The sequence below is a fragment of the Brevundimonas sp. genome, assembly GCF_046299535.1.
Lineage (GTDB): Bacteria > Pseudomonadota > Alphaproteobacteria > Caulobacterales > Caulobacteraceae > Brevundimonas.
This window is the reverse complement of sequence record NZ_JBKBIB010000004.1, coordinates 19934-41891: the sequence shown is the minus strand read 5'-3', so window position 1 is coordinate 41891 and position 21958 is coordinate 19934. Positions and strand designations below refer to the sequence as shown.

At 67.3% G+C, this 21958-nt stretch carries 16 protein-coding genes; 14 read left to right on the top strand and 2 right to left on the bottom strand.

All coding sequences use genetic code 11. The features are described from left to right. Genes murD through ACK4FB_RS04330 form a run of 4 tightly spaced genes read left to right on the top strand, consistent with a single transcriptional unit; the run spans position 1 to position 4896 of the window. Positions 1-1440 carry a UDP-N-acetylmuramoyl-L-alanine--D-glutamate ligase gene (gene murD, locus ACK4FB_RS04345; protein ID WP_409748212.1) on the top strand — a complete coding sequence of 480 codons (1440 nt, stop codon included), beginning with the start codon at positions 1-3 and terminating at the stop codon, positions 1438-1440. Further along, positions 1437-2624: a putative lipid II flippase FtsW gene (gene ftsW / locus ACK4FB_RS04340; protein ID WP_409748210.1), complete on the top strand. Its 1188-nt coding sequence runs from the start codon at positions 1437-1439 to the stop codon at positions 2622-2624. The genes murD and ftsW overlap by 4 nt, the downstream gene beginning before the upstream one ends. Beyond that, positions 2621-3712 carry an undecaprenyldiphospho-muramoylpentapeptide beta-N-acetylglucosaminyltransferase gene (gene murG, locus ACK4FB_RS04335; RefSeq protein WP_409748208.1) on the top strand — a complete coding sequence of 364 codons (1092 nt, stop codon included), beginning with the start codon at positions 2621-2623 and terminating at the stop codon, positions 3710-3712. Before ftsW ends, murG begins: the two co-directional genes overlap by 4 nt. A gap of 26 nt (positions 3713-3738) precedes the next feature. Further along, on the top strand, positions 3739-4896 hold the full coding sequence (locus ACK4FB_RS04330; RefSeq protein WP_409748206.1) for a mechanosensitive ion channel family protein: 1158 nt from the start codon (positions 3739-3741) through the stop codon (positions 4894-4896). Here ACK4FB_RS04330 and ACK4FB_RS04325 read toward each other — a convergent pair. Then, positions 4841-5311 carry a surface-adhesin E family protein gene (locus ACK4FB_RS04325; RefSeq protein ID WP_409748204.1) on the bottom strand — a complete coding sequence of 157 codons (471 nt, stop codon included), beginning with the start codon at positions 5309-5311 and terminating at the stop codon, positions 4841-4843. The genes ACK4FB_RS04330 and ACK4FB_RS04325 overlap by 56 nt on opposite strands. Before the next feature lie 83 nt (positions 5312-5394). On the opposite strand from ACK4FB_RS04325, the gene murC reads away from it, so the two are divergent. From murC to ftsA, 5 genes are read left to right on the top strand one after another with little or no spacing between them, the layout of a single operon-like run. Further along, positions 5395-6837 carry a UDP-N-acetylmuramate--L-alanine ligase gene (murC, locus tag ACK4FB_RS04320; protein WP_409748202.1) on the top strand — a complete coding sequence of 481 codons (1443 nt, stop codon included), beginning with the start codon at positions 5395-5397 and terminating at the stop codon, positions 6835-6837. Then, positions 6834-7724 (top strand): UDP-N-acetylmuramate dehydrogenase, encoded by an 891-nt coding sequence (murB, locus tag ACK4FB_RS04315; protein ID WP_409748200.1) that lies wholly within the window; start codon positions 6834-6836, stop codon positions 7722-7724. Before murC ends, murB begins: the two co-directional genes overlap by 4 nt. Before the next feature lie 15 nt (positions 7725-7739). Continuing rightward, entirely contained in the window at positions 7740-8678 is a 939-nt protein-coding gene (locus ACK4FB_RS04310) for a D-alanine--D-alanine ligase (RefSeq protein ID WP_409748198.1), read from the top strand. After that, complete coding sequence (locus tag ACK4FB_RS04305) at positions 8666-9565, top strand: cell division protein FtsQ/DivIB (protein ID WP_409748196.1); 900 nt, start codon at positions 8666-8668, stop codon at positions 9563-9565. The genes ACK4FB_RS04310 and ACK4FB_RS04305 overlap by 13 nt, the downstream gene beginning before the upstream one ends. Before the next feature lie 54 nt (positions 9566-9619). Next, on the top strand, positions 9620-10909 hold the full coding sequence (gene ftsA / locus ACK4FB_RS04300) for a cell division protein FtsA (RefSeq protein ID WP_409748194.1): 1290 nt from the start codon (positions 9620-9622) through the stop codon (positions 10907-10909). A gap of 155 nt (positions 10910-11064) precedes the next feature. On the opposite strand, the gene ACK4FB_RS04295 is transcribed toward ftsA, so the two are convergent. Further along, positions 11065-14103 (bottom strand): TonB-dependent receptor plug domain-containing protein, encoded by a 3039-nt coding sequence (locus ACK4FB_RS04295; protein ID WP_409748192.1) that lies wholly within the window; start codon positions 14101-14103, stop codon positions 11065-11067. Between the two features lie 669 nt (positions 14104-14772). Here ACK4FB_RS04295 and ACK4FB_RS04290 point away from each other — a divergent pair. The 5 genes from ACK4FB_RS04290 (at position 14773) to ACK4FB_RS04270 (ending at position 21912) form a co-directional block, all read left to right on the top strand. After that, complete coding sequence (locus tag ACK4FB_RS04290) at positions 14773-16539, top strand: alpha/beta hydrolase family protein (RefSeq protein ID WP_409748190.1); 1767 nt, start codon at positions 14773-14775, stop codon at positions 16537-16539. 270 nt (positions 16540-16809) lie between these two features. After that, entirely contained in the window at positions 16810-18399 is a 1590-nt protein-coding gene (ftsZ, locus tag ACK4FB_RS04285; RefSeq protein ID WP_409748188.1) for a cell division protein FtsZ, read from the top strand. Between the two features lie 153 nt (positions 18400-18552). Then, complete coding sequence (lpxC, locus tag ACK4FB_RS04280) at positions 18553-19452, top strand: UDP-3-O-acyl-N-acetylglucosamine deacetylase (protein ID WP_409748186.1); 900 nt, start codon at positions 18553-18555, stop codon at positions 19450-19452. A 52-nt stretch (positions 19453-19504) separates the two neighbouring features. Continuing rightward, complete coding sequence (locus ACK4FB_RS04275; protein WP_409748184.1) at positions 19505-21178, top strand: lysine--tRNA ligase; 1674 nt, start codon at positions 19505-19507, stop codon at positions 21176-21178. 134 nt (positions 21179-21312) lie between these two features. Then, complete coding sequence (locus ACK4FB_RS04270) at positions 21313-21912, top strand: response regulator (protein WP_409748182.1); 600 nt, start codon at positions 21313-21315, stop codon at positions 21910-21912. The last annotated feature ends 46 nt before the right edge of the window (positions 21913-21958 follow it).

The window sequence follows — 21958 nt, the reverse complement described above, 5'->3', positions numbered from 1 at the left end:
ATGATCGTCGTTCCCGGTTTTGAAGGGCGACGTGTCGCGGTCTTCGGGCTGGGGCGCTCGGGTCTGACCGCCGCCCGCGCGCTCCGCGTCGGCGGCGCCGATCCTGTGCTGTGGGACGACAGCCTGTCCAGCCGCCTCCAGGCCGAGGCGGAAGGCTTCGCGGTCGAGGACCTGTCACGCGCCGACTGGTCCGGTTTCGCCGCCCTGATCCTGTCGCCCGGCGCGCCCCTGACCCACCCCTCGCCCCACTGGACCGTGCAGATCGCCAAAGAGGCCGGCGTACGGGTCATGGGTGACATCGAGCTGTTCGCCCGCGCCGTGTCCGCCCTGCCCGAGGTGGAGCGGCCGAAGGTCATCGCCGTCACCGGCACCAACGGCAAGTCCACCACCACCGCCCTGATCGGATGGATACTCAAACAGGCTGGTCGAACCGTCCATGTGGGCGGCAACATCGGCATTGGCGTCCTGGCCCTGCCCGAGCCGACGCCCGACGCCATTTATGTAATCGAGGTCTCGTCCTACCAGCTGGATCTCACCAGCCGCTTCGGCCCGGACGTCGCGGTGCTCACCAACATCAGCCCGGACCATCTGGACCGCCACGGCGGCATGGCCGGCTATGTGGCCGCCAAGCGCCGCATTTTTCAGGAGCAGCCGCCCGGCGGCGTGGCTGTGATCGGCGTCGATGATCCATACAGCCAGGGCGTGGCCCGGGGGCTGGCCGCCTTCGTGCCGGTCACCGTGGCCGCGCCCGACAGCGACGATGAGTGGACGCCCCGTATTGACGACATGGAAGGGGTCGGCCTGCGCGGCGGCTGGCTCATGGACGGCGACGAGCGCGTCGCCGATCTGTCCACGGCGGTCTCCCTGCCGGGCCGGCACAACGCCCAGAACGCGGCCTGCGCCTACGCCGCCGTGCGCGCCGTGGGTCTGACCCGGGACGAAGCCGTGCGGGGCCTGCTGACCTTTCCCGGCCTGGCCCACCGGATGGAGCCGGTCGCCCGGCTCGGTCGCGTGGTTTTCATCAACGACTCCAAGGCCACCAACACCGATGCGGCGAAGCAGGCCATCGCCAGCTATTCGCGCGTCTGGTGGATCGCCGGCGGTCGCTCCAAGGACGGCGGCATCGCCGACCTGTTCCCGCTGTTCAGCCGTGTCGCCCATGCCTATCTGATCGGCGAGGCCGCCGATGCCTTCGCCGCCGAGATCGACGACGCGGCGCCCGTCTCCCTCTGCGGCGACATGCAGTCGGCGGTGTCGGCCGCCGCCCGTGATGCGGCTGACTGGGCCGGGGCGAACGACGAGGACGCGGTGGTTCTGCTCAGCCCTGCCGCCGCCTCCTTCGACCAGTATCCGGACTTCGAGGCCCGGGGTGAGGCGTTCCGCGCCGCTGTGCTGGGTCTCGGTGCTGTGCCGCCCGTGATCGAGGACGCCGCGTCATGACCGTGAACACCTACGCCCATCCGTTCTCGCGCAACGACACCTCCCATATCGCCCAGTGGTGGTGGACGGTGGACAAGGGCCTGCTGGCCGCCGCGTCTACGCTGATCTTTCTGGGCGTAGCCCTGTCTTTCGCTTCCAGCCCGGCGGCCATCCGCGCCGATGAGTCCATCACCGACCCCTTCCACTACGCCTGGCGCATGATCTTTTTTGCGGGAGCGGGGGGCGTGGCCATGCTGATCGCTTCGCTTCTGTCGCCGCGCGGCGTCCGGCGCATCGCGGTGGCCGCCCTGGCCTGCGCCCTGGTGGTGATGATGCTGCTCCCTTTCATCGGCAACGAGGTGAAAGGCGCGGCGCGCTGGATCAACCTGGGCCCCTTCGGCCTTCAGCCGTCAGAGTTCGCCAAGCCGGCGCTTATCGTGTTCGCCGCGTGGATGTTCGCCGAGGCCCAGAAAGGGCAGGGGGTGCCGGGCGTGTCCATCGCCTTCGGGGTCTATGCGCTGACGGCGGGGCTCCTGGTGATTCAGCCTGACATCGGCCAGACGCTCCTGATCACCACCGTCTTCATGGCCGTGTTCTTCATGGCCGGGGTGCCGGTGCGCTGGATCGCGGCCCTGGGCGGCGTTTTCGCGGGCGGCATGGTGGGCGTATACTTCCTGTTCGGCCATGTGCGTGATCGTCTGGACCGTTTTCTCTCGCCAGGGCAATCCGACACCTATCAGATCGACCGCGCGTCCGAAGCCATCTCGGCGGGGGGTCTGCTGGGCCGCGGGGTAGGCGAGGGGGTGATGAAGCGCAACGTGCCGGACCTGCACACCGACTTCATCTATTCGGTGGCGGCCGAGGAGTTCGGTCTGGTCTTCTCGCTGATCCTGATCGGCCTTTACGCCTTTATCGTTCTGCGCGGGCTGTCGCGGGCCATGAAGCTGGCCGATCCGTTCCAGCAGACGGCGGCGGCGGGCCTGTTCCTGCTCATCGGGCTTCAGGCCACCATCAACATCGCGGTCAATCTGAACCTGATCCCCACCAAGGGCATGACCCTGCCGTTCGTCAGCTATGGGGGATCGTCCATGCTGGCCATGGGTCTGACCATGGGATTCGCCCTGGCCCTGACGCGTCGCCGGCCGGGCGCCTATGAACCGGGCGCCTTGCTGCCGCGCAACCGCCGTCGCATCCTGCCCCGATGAGTCTCTCAAAAGTCTGCGTCCTCGCCGCCGGCGGCACCGGCGGTCACATGTTCCCCGCAGAGGCCCTCGCCCGCGAGATGTCGGCGCGCGGTTGGCGCGTCGTTCTGGCCACCGACCGGCGCGGCGAGCAGTACGCTCACAGTTTTCCCGCCGAGGAGCGCCTCGACCTGGACGCCGCCACGGGGTCCGGTCCCCTGGGCATGCTGAGCGCGGCCGGGGCCATCGCCCAGGGCGTGCTTCAGGCGCGCAAGGCGTTCGACCGGCTGGACCCGGCGGTTGTGGTCGGCTTCGGCGGCTACCCGTCCGCGCCCGCGCTGCTGGCGGCCATCAGCCAGAAGCGGCCGACCCTGATCCACGAGCAAAACGCGGTGCTGGGCCGCACCAATCGCTGGTTGGCCCCGTACGTGGACCAGGTGGTCTCGGCATTCCCGACGCTGGAACGGGCGCCGGCCAGGGTCCGCGCACCCGTCGAGGTGGTGGGCATCCCCGTGCGCGCCGACATCCGGGCCTTGCACGGCCGAGCCTATGTGGCGCCGGACTACCGCATCCGGGTGCTGGTCACCGGCGGCAGCCAGGGCGCCCGCATCCTGTCCGAGACCGTGCCCCGCGCCTTGGCCGCCTTGCCCGAGACCCTGCGCGCCCGCCTGAAGGTGGAGCAGCAGGCCCGTGCCGAGTCGCTGGAGGCGGCCCGGCAGATTTATCTGGAGTCCGGCATCGCGGCCGAGGTCGCGCCCTTCTTCCGCGACATGGCCGCTCGCCTGTCTGGCGCCCATCTGGTGATCGGCCGCGCGGGAGCCTCCACCGTGTCCGAGCTGGCTGTCGCCGGCCTGCCCTCGATCCTGATCCCGTTGAAGATCGCCACCGACGACCATCAGCGCGCGAACGCGAAACTGCTGGCCGATGCGGGCGCCGCCTGGGTCATCACCGAGGACGACCTGACGGTGGACAGCCTGACGGCGGCGGTGCAGTCCCTTCTGTCCAGTGCGTCTGCTCTGGCCGCACGCGCCGGGGCCGCTCGCTCGGTGGCCATGCCGGACGCCGTGAAGAGTCTGGCCGACATCGTGGAGCGAACCGCCGCATCCGGCTGATGCAAATGGGAACGGGAGGTCCGCCCATGACTTACGCCGCCATGCCCGAGGTGATCCGCAACCTGACCCGCGAGGTGTTCGCCCTGTGGCGCCGGTTCGACTGGCTGCCGGAATGGGCGGTGATCGGCCTCGTCGTTCTGGTCACTGTCGCTTTGAGCATCCTCGCCAACAGCATCGTCTTCCGCATCCTGACCTTCGCTGTGCGAAAGCGCGACCTGTTCTGGCGCGGCGTGGTGGCGCGGGCGCGGTTCAAGGTGCGGCTGGCCGTGCTGATCATCGCTTTCGCCCTGGCCATCACCATCTCGCCGCTGGACCCGGAAACCAGCGAGTTCATCCGCCGCACCCTCCTGTTCGCCTTCATCCTGGTGGTGGGCTGGATGGCGATAGGGGCCATGGACATGTGGTCGGCGGTCTATCTGCGCCGCTTCAATATGGAGGCGGAGGACAATCTGGTCGCCAGGAAGCACGTCACCCAGACACGCATCCTCCAGCGGGTGGCTGCGGTGCTGATCGGGGTGATCGCCCTGGCGCTGGCCCTGCTGACCATTCCCGAGGTGCGCAACTGGGGCCTGTCCCTTCTGGCCTCGGCAGGGGTTGTGGGGATCATCGCCGGCCTGGCCCTGCAGCCGTTCCTCACCAATCTGATCGCCGGCGTCCAGATCGCCACGGCTCAGCCGATCCGTATCGACGACGCCGTGATCGTCGAGGGCGAGTTCGGCAATATCGAGGAGATCACCTCCACCTATGTGGTGGTGCGACTGTGGGACTGGCGGCGCATGGTCCTGCCCCTGACCTATTTCATCACCACCCCGTTCCAGAACTGGACCCGCGACAGCTCGCGCCTGATCGGCTCAGCCTTCTTCTTCGTGGACTATGCCGCGCCCATCGACAGGCTGCGCGAGGCCTTCGAGGCCATCGTCAGGGCGTCACCTCACTGGGACGGCGACGTATTGGCCCTGCAGGTCACAGACATCACCGAGCGCACCCTTCAGGTCCGCACCCTGATGAGCGCGAAGAACGGGGGCGCGGCCTTCGACCTGCGCTGCGAGGTGCGCGAGAAGCTGATGGCCTTCATGCGCGACGAGTGCCCGCAGGCCCTGCCGCGCGAGCGCTTCGCCGCCGAGGACGTCAGTCCGTCGGCCCAGGGCCATCCAGCTCGGCCAGACGTGCGCGCCCCAGACTGACCGCCGCCGCCGCCGTGGCGACGCCCTCGTCGTCCGCCGCCGCCCCGCCGCAGGCGATGTCGAACAGGTCGCCCATGTCGCCCCCGGGGCTGACGGGGGCAGGGGGCGTGGAGTCGGGCGTGGCCGGCCCCTCGGTCCCGTCCTCGGCCAGGGACGCGAAATCCAGCCGGTCGCCGGTGCGCGCCGCGCAGTCGAATCGCCAGTGGGACCAGCCGCCCGCATAGGCCCGCCCGCCCGCCTCGAAGCCGGGCTCCACCACCTGAAGCGCCCGGATCGTCACAACGTCGCCCTCGCGCTGCAGGCTGGCCCGGTCGGCGAACACCGCGAACCGCCCGACGCTGCTCAGCACCAGGTCGTGGGCGATCGGCTGGGGCGCGGCGGTGTGAAGGGCGGCGGCGAGAAGGAGGGCGAACATCCTCCTCGCCTAGCAGCGCGCGGAACCACAGGCAAAGCGCCTTGGCCCTTCGCAGGCGGGATTGCGGCGGCTATAGGCCTGTGATGATCGCGCGCCTCAGACCCGTCCCCTTCCATCTCGGCCCCGTCCACTTCGTCGGCATCGGCGGCATCGGCATGAGCGGCATCGCCGAGATCATGCTCAAGATCGGCTATCTGGTGCAGGGCTCCGATGCGAAGGCCAGCGCCAACACCGAGCGGCTGGAGGCCCTGGGCGCCCGCATCTTCATCGGCCACGACGCCGCCCATGTGGGCGAGGGCGTTTCGGCGGTGGTCTATTCGACCGCCGTGAAGGCGGACAATCCCGAAATGGTCGTGGCCCGCCAGCGTCGCATTCCGCTGGTGCGCCGGGCCGAGATGTTGGCCGAGCTGATGCGGCTGCAGTTCTCCATCGCGGTGGGCGGCACCCACGGCAAGACCACCACCACCTCCATGATCGCGGCCCTGCTGGACGCAGGGGATCTGGACCCCACGGTGGTCAACGGCGGCATCATCAACGCCTACGGCACCAACGCCAAGGTCGGCGACGGCGACTGGATCGTGGTGGAGGCCGACGAGAGCGACGGCAGCTTCCTGCGCCTGAAATCCACCGTGGCCATCGTCACCAACATCGACCCGGAGCATCTGGACCACTACGGCGACTTCGACGCCGTGCGCCGGGCCTTCGTGGACTTCATCGAGAACATCCCCTTCTACGGCTTCGGCGTCGTGTGCCTGGACCATCCCGAGGTCCAGCGGCTGGTGGCCACCATCGATAACCGCCGCCTCATCACCTACGGGGTGAACCCCCAGGCCATGGTGCGGGCCGAGCACTGCGACATGGGCCCCGACGGCGCCCGCTTCGACGTGGTGATCCAGGGCGCCGGCCTCGCCGCGCTGGAAGAGCCCCTGCGCATCAGCGGCCTGCACCTGCCCATGGCGGGCTGGCACAATGTCTCCAACGCCCTGGCCGCCATCGCCGTGGCCCGCGAGCTGGGGGTGGACGACGAGGCCATCCGCAAGGGTCTGGCCGGCTTCGGCGGGGTCAAGCGGCGCTTCACCACCACCGGCATCGTGGACGGGGTCCGCATCGTGGACGACTACGGGCACCACCCGGTCGAGATCGCCGCCGTTCTGAAAGCCGCGCGTCAGGTGGTCGACACCGCCGCGGGCGGCAAGGTCATCGCCGTGGTCCAGCCGCACCGCTTCACCCGCCTGCGCGACCTGATGGAGGACTTCTCCACCTGTTTCTCCGATGCGGACACAGTGCTGGTGGCCGACATCTATGCGGCGGGCGAGGCGCCCATTGAGGGGATCGACAAACACGCCCTGGTCGAGGGGCTGCGCCGGTTCGGACACCGCCACGTCATGCCGCTGGAAAACGCCGCCGTCCTGCCTCGCGCGATCAAGGACGAGACCAACCCCGGCGACGTGGTGGTCCTGCTCGGCGCCGGCGACATCACCGCCTGGTCCTACGCGCTCCCGGCACAGCTGGAGGCGCTCGCGTGACCGCCCTGCCGGAGGTTCGCGGCAAGTTGCTGCGGGACGAGCCGCTGGGCCCCTACACCTGGTTCCGGGTGGGCGGCAACGCGGACGTGCTGTTCATCCCCGCCGACGCCGATGATCTGGCCGACTTCCTGAAAGGCCTCGACCCCGCGGTCCCCGTTCAGGTTCTGGGCGTCGGCTCCAATGTCATCGTGCGGGACGGGGGCGTGGAGGGCGTGGTGGTGCGTCTGGCCGGTCGCCCGTTCGGCGGCGTGACGGTGGAGGGAGAGACCGTCACCGCCGGCGCCGGCGCCCTGGACCCCATGGTCGCCCGCGCGGCGGCCAAGGCGGGCGTGGCGGGGCTGGAGTTCTATGCGGGCATTCCCGGCACCATCGGCGGCGCCCTGACCATGAACGCGGGCTGCTACGGGTCCGAGACAAAGGACGTGCTGGTCTCTGCCTGGGGCCTTAACCGGGCGGGCGAGCGGGTCGACTATCAGCTGGCCGATTTCGGCTACACCTATCGCCATTCCGAGGCGCCCGCCGACATCATCTGGATCGAGGCGACCTATCGCGGCCGGCCCGACGATCCGGCCGCCGTGCAGGCCCGCATGACCGAGATCACTGAGCGGCGCGAAAAAACCCAGCCCATCCGCGAAAAGACCGGCGGCTCCACCTTCAAGAATCCCGAGGGCCATTCCTCGTGGAAACTGGTCGACGACGCCGGCTGGCGCGGCAAGCTGTTCGGCGGCGCGAAGTTCAGCGAACTGCATTCCAACTTCATGATCAATTTCGCTGACGCCACGGCCGCCGACATCGAAGGTCTGGGCGAGGCCGTCCGCGCCGACGTTAAGGATAAATTCGGCGTCGACCTGCAATGGGAGATCAGGCGCATCGGGCGGCCCGCCTGAGCGCGGAGCTGGACCATGAACCGCCCGATCAAAGACCTCCACGTCGCCGTCCTGATGGGCGGGCTGTCCCCGGAACGGGAAGTCTCCCTGTCGTCCGGCCGCATGTGCGCCGACGCGCTGGAAGGGCAAGCGGCCCGCGTCACCCGCGTGGACGCCGGACGCGACCTGGCCCAGGTCCTGGCGGAACTGAAGCCCGACGTGGCGTTCAACGCCCTGCACGGCGTCTGGGGCGAGGACGGCTGTGTCCAGGGCATCCTCGAGACCTTGCAGATTCCCTACACCCACTCCGGCGTGCTGGCCTCCGCCGTCGCCATGGACAAGGACAAGTCCAAGGCGGTGCTGCGGGCGGCGGGCATCACGGTGCCCGGCGGCGGCCTGTTCGACCGCCACGACGTCGCATCGCGCCACGTGATCTCGCCCCCCTATGTGGTCAAGCCGAACGCCGAGGGCTCCTCCGTCGGCGTCTATCTGGTGCGCGAGGGCGCGAACCGTCCCGTCGCCGAGGTGGGCGAGCCCGGCTGGACCTATGGCGAGCAGGTCATGGTCGAGCCCTTCATCGCCGGCAACGAACTGGCGGTGACGGTTCTTGGGGAAAAGTCCGGCCCCCGCGCCCTGACCGTGACCGACATCACCCCCACCAAGGGCTTCTATGACTACGAAGCCAAATACACGCCGGGCGGCTCGCGGCACGTGCTTCCGGCCGATTTGCCGGCCCGCGTCTTCGAGGCGGCCCTCAGGATTTCCGAGCGGGCGCACACCGCACTTGGTTGCCGAGGCGTGACCCGATCGGACTTTCGTTATGACGATCTTAACGACGATCTTGTTCTGCTGGAGGTCAATACCCAGCCCGGCATGACGCCGACCTCGCTCGCCCCCGAGCAGGCCGCCTTCACCGGAATGGCGTATGCGGATCTTGTACGGTGGATGGTGGAGGACGCCTCATGCCCGCGGTAGTGCGCGGCGGTCGGCGACAGAGTTCAAATCAGGCCCCCCGAAAGAGCGCTCCCAGGAAAGGGGCGCCGCGTCGGGGCGGTTCGCGCAACGCGCCGAGGAACGCTTCCGGGACCCCCGGCAAGATGGCGGCCCTCGGGCGTCTGGATCTGTCGCCCCGCGCGGTGATCATCAGCTTCGTCGCCGGCGTTGTGCTGGTGGGCGTCGTGCTGTTCACCGGCGCGCGCGCTGATCGCATCGGCGCCTCCGTCACAAACGGCGTAAACGCCCAACTGGCGAGTATGGGTCTGGTCCTGAACCGTGTCCATGTGGCCGGCGCCTCGGACGAGGCGCGCCCCGCCATTCAGGCAGCCATCAATCTCACCCAGGGCCAGCCCATCACCGCCGTCGATCTGGACGCCGTTCGCGCCTCGGTGGAGCAGGTGGGCTGGGTCCGGTCGGCGCGCGTGGTGCGCCTGCTGCCCGACACCCTGGTGGTGTCCGTGGTCGAGCATGACCGGCTGGCGGTCTGGCAGACGGGCGGCCGCAACTATGTGGTCGACAGTTCCGGCCAGGTCATTCCCGGCGCCGACCCGGGCCGCTATCCGCGCCTGCCGCTGGTGGTGGGAACGGGCGCGGCCGAGGCCGCTTCGGACATTCTGCCCCTGCTGCGCCAGCGCCCCCGTCTGATGAACCGGGTCGAGGCTTTGGTGCGCGTCGACGAGCGGCGCTGGGACGTGCGGCTCAGGGACGGGGGCGTGATCCAGCTTCCGGCCGCCAATCAGGAAGCGGCCCTGATTCAACTGGATTCCATGGACCAGCGCGAGCGGCTGCTGGATCTGGGTTTTGATCGTGTGGACCTGCGCGCCCCCGACGCCGTGGCTGTTCGCCCGGCGGGCGCGTCGGCGTGATTTTGTGAGGGCTTGAACACCATGTCAGGGCGCAGGACCGATCAGAACCTTCCCATGGGCGCGCACAACCGCGCGCCGGTGGTGGCCGCCCTCGACCTGGGCCACGCCAAGGTCGCCTGCTTCATCATGAAGCCCGAGGGCGTGCGCCACGCCGACCGCACTGTGCGCGTCGCCGGCGCCAGCCATGTGCAGTCGCGCGGCATCAAGGGCGGCGCCATCGTCAACATGGACGAGGCCGCCCAGGCCATCGGCCACGCCGTCGAGCGGGCCGAGCGGGCGGCGGGCGCGCCTGTGTCCGGCGTGATCGTCTCCACCGCCATCGGCCAGCTGGCCAGCCACCGGGTGCAGGCGCGGGTGTCCCTGGGCGCCAATCCGGTCGGCGACGCCGATCTGGCCCGCGCCATCGCCATGGCCCTGTCGCAGGTGCGCCTGGCCAACCGCCGTCCCATCCACGTCCTGCCTGTGGCCTGGTCGGTGGATGGCTCCCGGGGCGTGCGTGACCCGCGCGCCATGCGCGGAGCCAATCTGGGCCTTGATCTGCTGGTGGTCTCCATGGCCGAGGGCGTTTTCGCCACTCTCAGCCACTGTCTGGAGCTGGCCCATCTGGATCTTCAGGGCGTGGCCGCCGCACCGGTGGTGTCGTCCCTCGCCGCGCTGGAGGATGATGAGATGGATCTTGGCTGCGTCGCCATCGATATGGGCGGCGGCTCCACCTCGGCGGCGCTGTGGGGCGGACGCTCCCTGCTGCACGTGGAAAGCCTGAACGTGGGCGGCGACCACGTCACCGCCGACATCGCGCGCGGCCTGTCCACCTCCAAGGCGGGCGCCGAGCGGCTCAAGACCCTGCACGGCTCCGCCATGGCCTCGCCCAACGAGGACCGCGAGATGCTGGAGGCCCCTCCGCGCGGCGAGGAGCCCGGCTCCAGCCCCGTCATCGTGCCCCGCGCCATGCTCAAGACCGTCATCGCTCCCCGGGTGGAAGAGACGCTGGAACTGCTGCGCGACCGTCTCAAGGCGTCCGGCCCTGGTCTGGAGCCCGGCACGGGCATCGTCCTGACCGGCGGCGCCAGCCAGCTGAACGGCGTACGTGAACTGGCCGTGCGCGTGTTCGACCGCCCGGTGCGCCTGGGCCGTCCCCAGAGGGCGCCCCACCTGGCCGACGCCGCGTCCGGTCCGGCCTTCTGTTCTGCCGCCGGGGTGCTGTTGCGCGCCGCCTATGGCCCGCGTGAGGCCGTGTCGGCCCGCAAGCTGATGTCGCGCCAGATCACCGCCGCCGACGCCCCCCGCGTCCACGCCGGCGGCTTCGTCGCCCGCGCCGCAGGCTGGCTGCGCGAGAACCTGTAGCCACAGGGCCGCCTTCAGCGCGGGCCACTTACATCTTTGGGAAATAGCAAAGCCGTTCGCCTTGGGCCTGCGGGATTCTCTTTCGCTGACCAATCGACAAAGAAAAAGGGCGGCGGGTTTCCCCGCCGCCCTGATCCAGTTTGTTTCGTGAGACCTTAGAAGGTCTTGGAGATCGTCACGAAGCCGGTACGGCCGTTCCAGTCATACTGGGTCGCCAGCGGCGTGTTGCCGATCCGGTTCGAGCCGTTCGACGTGCCGTGGTACGGCGGCGCCTGATCGAACAGGTTGCGGATACCGGCTTGCAGCGTCCAGGTGTCGAAGCGGCGACGCAGCGACACGTTGTGCGACTGGTAGAAGTCGGTTCCACGTTCCACGAACACGGGCTCGCCCAGGTAGGTGGTCTGGTTGCCCGGCGTGGCGAAGAACGGATCGTTGTCCGTCTCACCCACCAGGTCCGCGCTCCAGAATGCGGTCCAGTCGCCGCGATCGAAGCGGGCCGAAATCTGACCCACAAACTCGGGGGATCCGACACGACCATTCAGGATGGTGTCTTCGGAGTCGCCGAACGTCTGGGTCGTCCAGTTGAGGATGTAGCTCCCACGGAAGTTCAGTTGGAGGTCGCCGAAGCTGAACTCGCGGTTGTAGCGCACGTTCAGATCCAGGCCTTCATTGTACTGACGCGAGATGTTCACGTAGCTGTCGTTGACGCTGAGGATCTGGTTGAACCGCGTCGATCCGGGGTTGGTGTCCCGCACGAACAGCGAACAGAGGGCTTCATTCGGGAAGTTTTCCGAGTTGTAGCAGCCGCTGATGATGTTGGCGGCGCCGAACTGGGCCACCTGATCGCTCACCTCGATCTCATAGTAGTCCAGAGCGATGCTCAGATCGATGAAGCTGGGGGTCCAGATCGCACCCACGGAGAAGGCCGTGGCGGTTTCCGGATCGAGAATGCCAAGCCCGCCACCGGTGGTGATGGTGGCCGAAGAGCCCGGGTCATTGTAGTCCGCCGGCACGCCAGCGGCCTGACAGTTGTTCCGCAGCACGTCGTTGCCGGTGATGGTTCCCCAGTTGCGGCAAGGGTCAATGGCGGCCTGGCCCAGGAAGCTGGTCTGGTTGGCCAGGAAGAGTTCATACAGCGCCGGCGCACGGAACGAGGTGCCGTACGACGAGCGGATGCGGAACTGCGGGATCAGTTGCCAGTTCAGACCGACCTTGTAGGTGGAGTTGTCACCGTAGGAGTCGTAGTCGGAGTAGCGGCCCGACAGGTTCAGCGACAGGTTGTCGAACAGCGGCTGGTCGCGGATCACCGGGATTTCGAACTCGGCGAAGATTTCGCGGATCGTGTCCGAGCCGGTGGTGCGTCCGGCAGCCGTCTGACCCCAGATGTTGTTGCGCTGCTGTTCCGCTCCGGGCTGATCGTCGATTTCTTCGCGACGGATCTGGAAGCCCAGGGCGGCGCCCAGGGGACCGGCGGGAAGGTTGAACAGCTCGCCCGAGATGACGCCTTCGATATAGGCGTGATCGTAGCGTGTGGTGCCTTCCTCGTAACCCAGCAGGAACGCCATCTGTTCGGCAGGCAGGACGCCGTTCGTGATGAAGTTCGGGTCGAACCAGTTCACGCCGCCGGTGGGGCAGCTGGTGGCCGAGATCAGCAGGAAGGTGTCGCAGTTGCCGTTTGCCGCGCCGAAGGGACGGGGGGCGGTGACGACATTGCCTTCCAGATCTTCACCGAAGGCCGCCAGCAGACCGGCCGTGGCCTCAACCCGGTCGTTGTAGAAGAAGGAGCCGCCATAGGTGCCGTCCGAGCGGCTGAACTGCGCCGCCAGTTCCCAGTCCCAGGTGCGGCCGCCGAACTGATTGGCGCCGCGGATGCCGCCCACAGCGCGGGCATAGTCGACTTGTTGCTCGCCGCCGGTGTTCACGAGCGCCACGGGCGTGGCGAAATAGCCGACGCCGAAGGTGTTCGTGGTTCCGTTGAAAGGACCGCCCCAGGGGTTGTTGGAGTGGAAGGGCGACACCGTCGGGAACAGCTGACGCCAGCTGCGTTGCTCGGATTCACGACGGTTCAGCAGCAGTTCGCCGAACAGTTCGACGTTCGGGGTCAGGTCGTAACCGCCGAAAGCCGAGAAGCTGGTGCGGGTCACGGGCGAGATGGCTGTCCGCGAACCGTAACGGTCGCTGTAGAGCGGGTAGTCCACATACGCGGCGCGGCGCACGGCGTTCGGGGCCTGGGTGATCGAGCAGTTGTTGCCCACGCCCGTGGCGTTCGCGAAGCCGCCAGCAACCTGCTGCCATCCGTTGATGTCGCAACCGACGAAGCCGCCGCCCTGGACCGCGCCCGGGTTGGGACGGAAGTCGCCGTCACGGCGGAGGTCCGGGGTCACCACCGCGCCACCGGCGCGCTGCGTACGGACGATGCTCTGCAGGGTGAAGTTACACTTGTACCCGTCGCCGACGCGGACGTCGCGGCGGATGGTCAGGTTTTCGTCGGCATAGACGCGGTCCTGCGGGCAATCGAACCAGTCACGATCGCCGAACAGCAGGGCCTTGCGCTCGTAATAGTCAGCGCCGACCGAGATGTAGCCGCGATCAAAGGTGGAGCCCCAGGTGCCGCTGATGCGGTACTCTTCGCCGCCGCCTTCGAACGGCTGGCTGGCGTAGACTTCGGCGAAGCCGCCATCCAGGTTCTGGCGTGTGATGATGTTGATCACGCCGGCGACCGCGTCGGAGCCGTAGATCGACGACGCGCCGTCCGTCAGGATTTCAACGCGCGAAATCTGCGAACCGGGGATGGTGTTGAGGTCCGTGGGACCGACCTGGCCACGCACGCCGGCGGGGCCGACGCGACGGCCGTTCACCAGAACGAGGGTGCGCTGCGCGCCGAGCCCGCGCAGCGAGATCGTGTTCACGCCCGGTCCGCCCGTGGTCACGAAGCCGGTGAAGAAGTTGTTGATCTGGGTCGCGGTGTTGGCGGCGGTCGACGACTGAAGGATTTCGGTCGTGTCGGCCAGGCCTTCCAGGGTGGCCTGTTCAGACGTGATGATCTGGACCGGCTGCGTGCTGGTGAACTCGGTGCGCGCAATGCGCGAGCCGGTCACGACAATGGCCTCGACTTCGGTCGCCTGGCGCTGGGAACGCTCTTCCGCGTCCTGTTCGGACTGGGACTGAGCCATGGCGAACGACGGGAAGGCCATGGCCATTCCCGCAACGATTGTCGTCGCCAAAAGATTTTTTCTGTCGAAAGCCATGCCGTTAAGCACCCCCAAGTGAGACAGTTTAAAATGTGCGCGGTCAAAACCGCTCCGGAAGCGGACTCGCTCCCATCCTTGTCACCGTAGGCAGCATTGTAGAGCGAGCCAAGAAGTTTACGGCCGGATTGGGGCGACCATGACCAAATCGTAGCGTTTTCGCCACAGTTCGGTGTCATGCGAGATATAATTTATCGCGAGCTTTCAGCGTCTTTCGTTGATCCGCCTGCTGCTGCGGCCTTGAATTCGCTCCCGGGACGGGATTGTGCGTGTGGTGAAAATGGGGCGTTATGTGGGCCGCATCGGCGCTCAGGGGCGTAGCGATATGAGGACTCAAAGGCAGTGCAGCATATGAAACTGAGATTTTTCGCAATCGCCGCGATATCCGCAGTTCTGTCGACAGGATCTGTTGGTCCTGCCACGGCCCAGCAACAGCAGCCGTCGGCGGAAGCCTTCGCGCGACGGCCGGCGATCGCGTCGGTGTCCATGTCGCCGGATGGCCGACACGTCGCCGCGGTTGTGTCACCTGACGGTGAAGGTCGTTACGTCTCAATCTGGCGGGCCGACGCCCTGGAGGCGGCGCCGTTCAACATCGGCTCGGATCCCCGTTCCGAGGTGATCAGTGTCCAATTCATCAAGAATGACCGGATATTCGTCACCACCCAGCAGCTGGTCGATCACAACGTCTTCACCGGACGTGCGGAGAGAAGCTACGCCTTGCGTCGGCAGGTGCTCGATCTTCAGGGCAATCCCATTCGGTCCAGCCTGCGTTTTGATGGACTGACCACCGCCCAGCAGGCCTTTGTCGGGGTCGGCTCCCTGGTCAGTTCCCTGCCCAATGACCCCGAGAGCATTCTGGTGAGTTCACCCACCCAGGGCGATATCTACCGTCTCAACCTCTACACGGGCCGGGCCGAGCGCATAGAGCGGGGATCGACCCGGTTTCAGTCCCCCCAGGCCGACCTGAGCGGGGAAATTCGCGCCAGGGAGGAGCTCGATTTCGACAACGGCGCCGCCTACATAGCGGTCTGGCTCAAGCATCCTGACACAGGGCAGTTTGAGGAGCATTTCCGCTGGTATGCCCGGGATCGCGAGCCTGTCTCGGTTGCGGCCTTCACCACCGATCCGAATATCATCCTCGTAGAGTCCACGACCGACCGTGATCGTTCTGCGATCTACGAATACGACATCCGCGCCCGGCAAATGGGCGAGATCGCCTTTGCACACCCGCTTTTCGAAGCGGGCGGCGTCGTGCTTTCGCGAGCGGAACGGGACTATGGGCAGATTCTTGGCTTCACCTACAACGCGGATCGCGGGCGGACCTATTGGGTCGATCCGGCTCTTGCGGATGCGCATGAACGTCTGCGTGACATCCTGAATGTTGAAACCGTCCCGGTGCAGTGGACCGACATCGCCACGGGCGACCGTACCCGCTTCACCGTCGGCGATGGCGCAGATGTCTCCATCAGCGGTTGGTCCGACGACCGTACGCGTTTCGTCATCACGAGGTCCGGAGGCGCGACGCCGCCAGAGTACTACCTCCTGGTCGACGGCCGCCTCCGGCTGCTGGGCCGAGCCTACCCCGAACTGCAAGACGCGCCCCTCGGCGACGTTCGGCTTATCCAGTATGAGGCGCGCGACGGACTGATGATCCCCGGCGTCCTGACCACACCCGATCCCGCGGTATATGGAGAGGGGCCCTGGCCCACCATCATAACGCCCCACGGCGGGCCCTGGTCGAGAGACGATCTGGATTGGGATACGACAGGCTGGAACCAGTATTTCGCCGCTCGCGGCTATGCCGTTCTCCAGCCCCAGTTCCGTGGATCACAGGGCTGGGGTCAACGCCTGTGGCGGGCCGGCGACCGTGAGTGGGGCCGGGCCATGCAGGACGACAACGACGACGGCGCGCGCTGGATGATCAGCGAGGGGCTGGCCGATCCGAACCGCATCGCCATGCATGGCTACTCCTATGGAGGCTATGCCTCGATGATGGCGGCGGTGCGTCCGAACGGCCTCTATCGTTGCGCGGCTGCGGGCGCCGGTCCGGCCACTATCGCCCTGTTCAAGAAAGGCACATTCAACAGTCGCTTCCTGCGTGAGTTCCAACATCCTACGGCGGATGGCGAGGACCCCCTGGCCCGGGTCAATGAAATCTCCATCCCTCTGTATCTCTACACGGGGGACCGCGATACGCGGGTCTTGCCTTCGGAGTCCGAGACCATGGCTGCGGCCATGCGCAGGGCCGGCAAGACCGTCGAGTTGCGCATTTTGCCCAACATGGAACACACCCTGAATACCTGGACGCCGGCCAATTTCGCGGCGATCCTGACGTCTGTAGAGGACTTCCTGGAGGGGCCCTGCGGCATGGCTGTCGAGTAAGCAGCCCGGCAAGACAATCGACATCAGAAGGGGTCGGCGAAACGCTGGCCCCTTTTCTGGCGTTGCGACATCGCGCGATCGTTAACCTTATCCCCCGGGGATCGGGTCCCCGCCTCGCTCCGGCCCTTTATTTTCCTGCGACTCACGCTAACGGGTAACCATCTCTTAACGTTGATGGTTCTTTCATTAACGCAGGGTGCGGACCCATGTGATTCGCGGGGGTGTGTCGCGTAGGGTCCCGTACAAACGGGTCGGAAGGTCGAAACGAAAATGTCGCTGTCGCTGGTCAAGCCGCAACACACTGAACTCAAGCCCCGCATCGTCGTGTTCGGTGTCGGCGGCGCTGGCGGCAACGCCGTCAACAACATGATCGACGCCGGCCTCGAAGGGGTCGAGTTCGTCGTGGCCAACACCGACGCCCAGCATCTGTCGTTCGCCAAGACCGACCGCCGCATCCAGCTGGGCGCCACCATCACGCAGGGGCTGGGCGCGGGCGCTCACCCGGAAGTGGGCATGAACGCCGCCGAGGAGTCCGTGGACGAGATCCACGAGCACCTGGAAGGCGCTCACATGATCTTCATCACCGGCGGCATGGGCGGCGGCACCGGCACCGGCGCGGCCCCCGTCATCGCCAAGTGTGCGCGTGATCGCGGCATCCTGACCGTCGGCGTGGTCACCAAGCCCTTCACCTTCGAGGGCCGTCACCGCATGCGCCTGGCCGACGCCGGCATTGCGGAGCTGCAGCGCTACGTCGACACCCTGATCGTCATTCCGAACCAGAACCTGTTCCGCGTCGCCAACGAGAAGACCACCTTCGCCGACGCCTTCGGCATGGCGGACCAGGTGCTGCACTCGGGCGTCCGCTCCATCACCGACCTGATGATCCTGCCGGGCCTCATCAACCTGGACTTCGCCGATGTGCGCGCGGTCATGTCCGAGATGGGCAAGGCCATGATGGGCACGGGCGAGGCCTCGGGCGAGGATCGCGCCCTGCTGGCCGCCCAGAATGCCATCGCCAACCCCCTGCTGGACGAAACCAGCCTCAAGGGCGCCAAGGCCGTGCTGGTGAACATCACCGGCGGCATGGACATGACCCTGATGGAGGTGGACGAAGCCGCCAACGCCATCTCAGCCGAGGTGGACATGGACGCCAACTTCATCTTCGGCGCCGCCTTCGACCCGGCGCTGGAAGGCAAGCTGCGCGTGTCGGTGGTCGCCACCGGCATGGATGAGGAAGCCACCCAGTCCATCGAACCCCCGCAGCAGCGTCCTGTGGAGACCCCGCGCGCCCCGGCCATGCCGACCGCCGCCACCAGCTACGCCGCCGCCACCCGCCATGAGCCCATGACGGCGCGCGAGCCCGCCGCTCCGGCCTACGCCCGTGAATCGCTCCAGCCCGCCGCCCAGGTCCCCGCGCCCCAGCCCAAGGTCGAGGCCGAGCCGATCATCCGCCAGGCCCAGCCCGCCGCGTCGGCCGAGCCCGAGCGCGTCATCGGCCGCATCGTCGACCCCTCGGTCGACGAGTATGAGGACGAGGCGTCTGAAGCCGGGCAGGGCGATCTGTATTTCGATCGTCGTCCCGAGCCCGCCCCCGTGCGCCGCCCCGCCCCTCAACAGGCTCAGCCGGCGCAATACGCCGACGACAGCCTGTTCGAAAGCCAGGAGCCCAGGCGCGGCTGGAGCCTGTTCGGCCGCGGCCGCCGGTCTCCCACCAGCCAGAGCTATCATCAGGAAGCGCCGGCTCCGACCGCGCCCCAGATGCGGCCGACCCATCAGGTCCAGCCCGTGGACGAGCCCCAGCAGACCCAGGCTGACGACGATCTCGAGATCCCGTCCTTCCTGCGCCGCCTGGCCAACTGATTTGTAACCATCGTGACCCCTTGCGCCGCAAGGGTTTCGCGATGGTTCGAAACAATCCGAAACCCTGATTTCATTTACCCTCTGACGCCCCGTCATTAACTGCATGACGGGGCGTAGACCGTCTTGTGACGGTTGCATTACGGGTATCTCGATTTGTTCGGACGCGACGATCATCACGAAAGCACGGTGAGCGCACCCGCCATTTGCGCGGGCGTCGGCGTGCACTCGGGCGAGCGGGTGCGTCTGGTCATCCGGTCCGCCCCGGCGGGCACGGGCGTTGTCTTCGTGCGCACGGACGTCACCGACCGCGATAACCGCATCCCGGTCTCGGGCGAGGCGGTGGTCGAGGCGCGCCTGAACACCATGATCGAGAACGCCGACGGCGTGCGCCTGTCCACCATCGAACACCTGATGGCGGCCTTTGCGGCCTTGGGCGTGTCCAATGTGATCGTCGAGGTCGATGGCCCCGAACTGCCCATCCTGGACGGCTCGGCCCTGCCGTTCGTCCAGCTTCTGGACCGCGCGGGCTTCCGCCGTCAGCAGGCCCCGGTCCGCTATATCGAGATCCTCGAGCCCATCGTTGTGGAAGAGGGCGACAAGCGCGCCGCCCTGCTGCCCTGCGACCGCTACGAGATGCGCTTCGAGATCGACTTCGACTCGAAGGTCATCGGCAATCAGGTGGTGGACTTCGTGGTCGACGAGGCCACCTTCCGCGACCAGATCATGGCCGCCCGCACCTTCGGCTTCGCCCAGGACGTGGAGGCCCTGCGCCGCGCCGGCCTGGCCCGCGGCGGCAGCCTCGAGAACGCCGTGGTCATCGATGGCGACACCATCCTGAACCCGGGCGGGCTGCGGATGGAGCGCGAGTTCGTCAAGCACAAGGCCCTGGACGCCATCGGCGACCTCTATGTGCTGGGCGCGCCCCTGCTGGGCCGCTACGAAGGGGTCAAGGCGGGCCACGCCCTGAACAACCAGCTGGTCCGCGCCCTTCTGGCCGCGCCCCACGCCTGGCGCGAGGTCACCCGCGTCCCGGAACTGGCCCAGGTCGGCTGATCCACGGCGGAATCCATTGACCGCCGGGCGTTCCGCGCCCTAAGCCCACCCCATGCTGCAAAACATCGAAGCCCTGTCGCGTGAGGCCCGGTCGTGGCCGTTCGAGCAAGCCCGCAACCTGCTGGCCCATCTGCTCAAACATCGCCTCGACACGGACGGCGAACGCGACCTGGCCGCGACCCTGATCGGCAGGAACAAGACGGACGAGGCCCTGGCCACGCTGCCGGCCCTCGCGCGCCCGGTGATCTTCGAGACCGGCTACGGCCCGTCGGGCCTTCCGCACATGGGCACCTTCGGCGAGGTGGCCCGCACCACCATGGTACGCAACGCCTTCCGCGCCCTGACCGGCGACCATTGGCCCACGCGCCTGATCGCCTTTAGCGACGACATGGACGGCCTGCGCAAGGTGCCAGACGGCGTCCCTAACCCGGAGATGCTGGCCGAGGATCTGCACAAGCCCCTGACCCAGGTGCGCGATCCCTTCGGAACCCACGACAGCTTCGGCGCCCACAACAACGCCCGCCTGCGCGCCTTCCTCGACGGATTCGGCTTCCAGTACGAGTTCATGAGCTCCACCGAGGCCTATCGCTCCGGCCGGTTCGATCAGGCCCTGCTGACCCTGCTGGAGCGGTTCGACGCGGTGCAGGCCATCATGCTGCCGACGCTGGGCCCGGACCGTCGCGCCACCTACTCGCCCTTCCTGCCCGTCAGCCCCATCACCGGCCATGTGCTGCAGGTGCCGACGCTGGAGCGCAATCTGGATCGCGGGACCATCGTGTTCGACGACCCCGCGGGCGGTCGCACCGAGGTCCCCGTCACCGGCGGCCATGTGAAGCTGCAGTGGAAGCCTGACTGGGCCATGCGCTGGGCGGCGCTGGGCGTGGACTACGAGATGAGCGGCAAGGATCTGATCGACTCGGTCAAGGTGTCCTCCAAGGTCTGCCGCGCCCTGGGCGGCGTCCCGCCCGAGGGCTTCAACTACGAGATGTTCCTGGACGAGGCCGGTCAGAAAATCTCCAAGTCCAAGGGCAACGGCCTGACCATGGACGAGTGGCTGCGCTACGGCACGCCCGAGAGCCTCAGCTGGTACATGTTCCAGTCGCCCAAGTCGGCCAAGAAGCTGCACTTCGACGTCATCCCACGCGCCATCGACGACTATCTGCAGGCGATCATCAGCTTCCCCGAGCAGGAGCCGCCCAAACAGATCGACAACCCGGTGTGGCACATCCATTCCGGCGCGCCCCCGAAGGACGCCAGCCCGGCGTCCTTCTCTCTGCTGCTGAATCTGGTGGGCGTCGCCAACGCCTCGAACAAGGCGGAGCTGTGGGCCTATTTCGCCCGCTACCTGCCCGACGCCACGCCCGAGAGCGAACCGGTGCTGGACCGGCTGATGGGCCATGCGCTGAACTACTACGAGGACTTCGTGAAGCCCACGAAGGCCTTCCGCGCGCCCACAGAGGCGGAGGCTGCGGCCTTCCTGGACCTGGCGAACCGCCTGCGCGCCCTGCCGGCCGACACCACCGACGGGGAGGTGATCCAGAACGAGGTCTATGCCGTCGGCAAGGAACACGACTTCCAGCCCCTGCGCGCCTGGTTCGCGGCCCTGTACGAGGTCCTGCTGGGCCAGTCGCAGGGCCCCCGCTTCGGCTCCTTCGGCGCCATCTACGGCCTGGACCGCACCATCGCCCTTCTGGAGCAGGGCGCCCGGGGGGAGCTCGCGCAATAAGGTTCCTTACTGGCGGGAATGTTACAGTCGGTAACAAGCAAGTCAGCCGTCTTTTGTCCCTCCCGACCACAGCCCAACTATGAGGCGTCCGCAGTGTGTGGATCGTGGCGGGTCATCCGTCGGAGGAGGTTGAAATGGACGGCTCCTATAGTCTGATTGACGACGGTGCGACCGCATCGCCGGACCAGCTGGCCGGATTGTTCGCGCGTCTGGACCCCCTGCTTCATGGCGGTCCGGTGGCCGTGCGGGATATTGATGAGATGCGCGCCATGGCCCGGGTCTACGACCTCGACCATGAGGCCGAACCCGAAGCCGTATGGGCCCGGCTGCGGGAGGTGCTGACCAAATCCAACCCGAGCCCGGAGGTGGTGTCTGAAATCCGGATGCTGACTTTGCTGGTGGTGGAGGATGACCCAGACAGCGCCCAATCGCTGGTCGACGGGTTGACGGAGGCCGGTCACGCCGTCATCGGCCCCGTCGCGACGGCGGAGGCGGCCGCGGTCCTGGCGGCCCAGCATTCCATCGACGTGGCGTTGCTGGACATCAATCTGGATGGCCCCGGAACCGGCGTCGACCTCGCCGGCGACCTGAAGAGGCGATGGGATGTCCCGTCAGTCTTCATGTCCGGCGACGTTACGCAGGCCGCCCGCCATGCCGGTCTTGCGGCCCATATTCTGGCGAAGCCTTACCGCGTGGCCGACGTGCTCAGAGTGGTCCAGCTGGCCGCCCGGTGACCGGGCGCTGGCCGGATGCGATGCGGATGAACCCAATATAACCGCT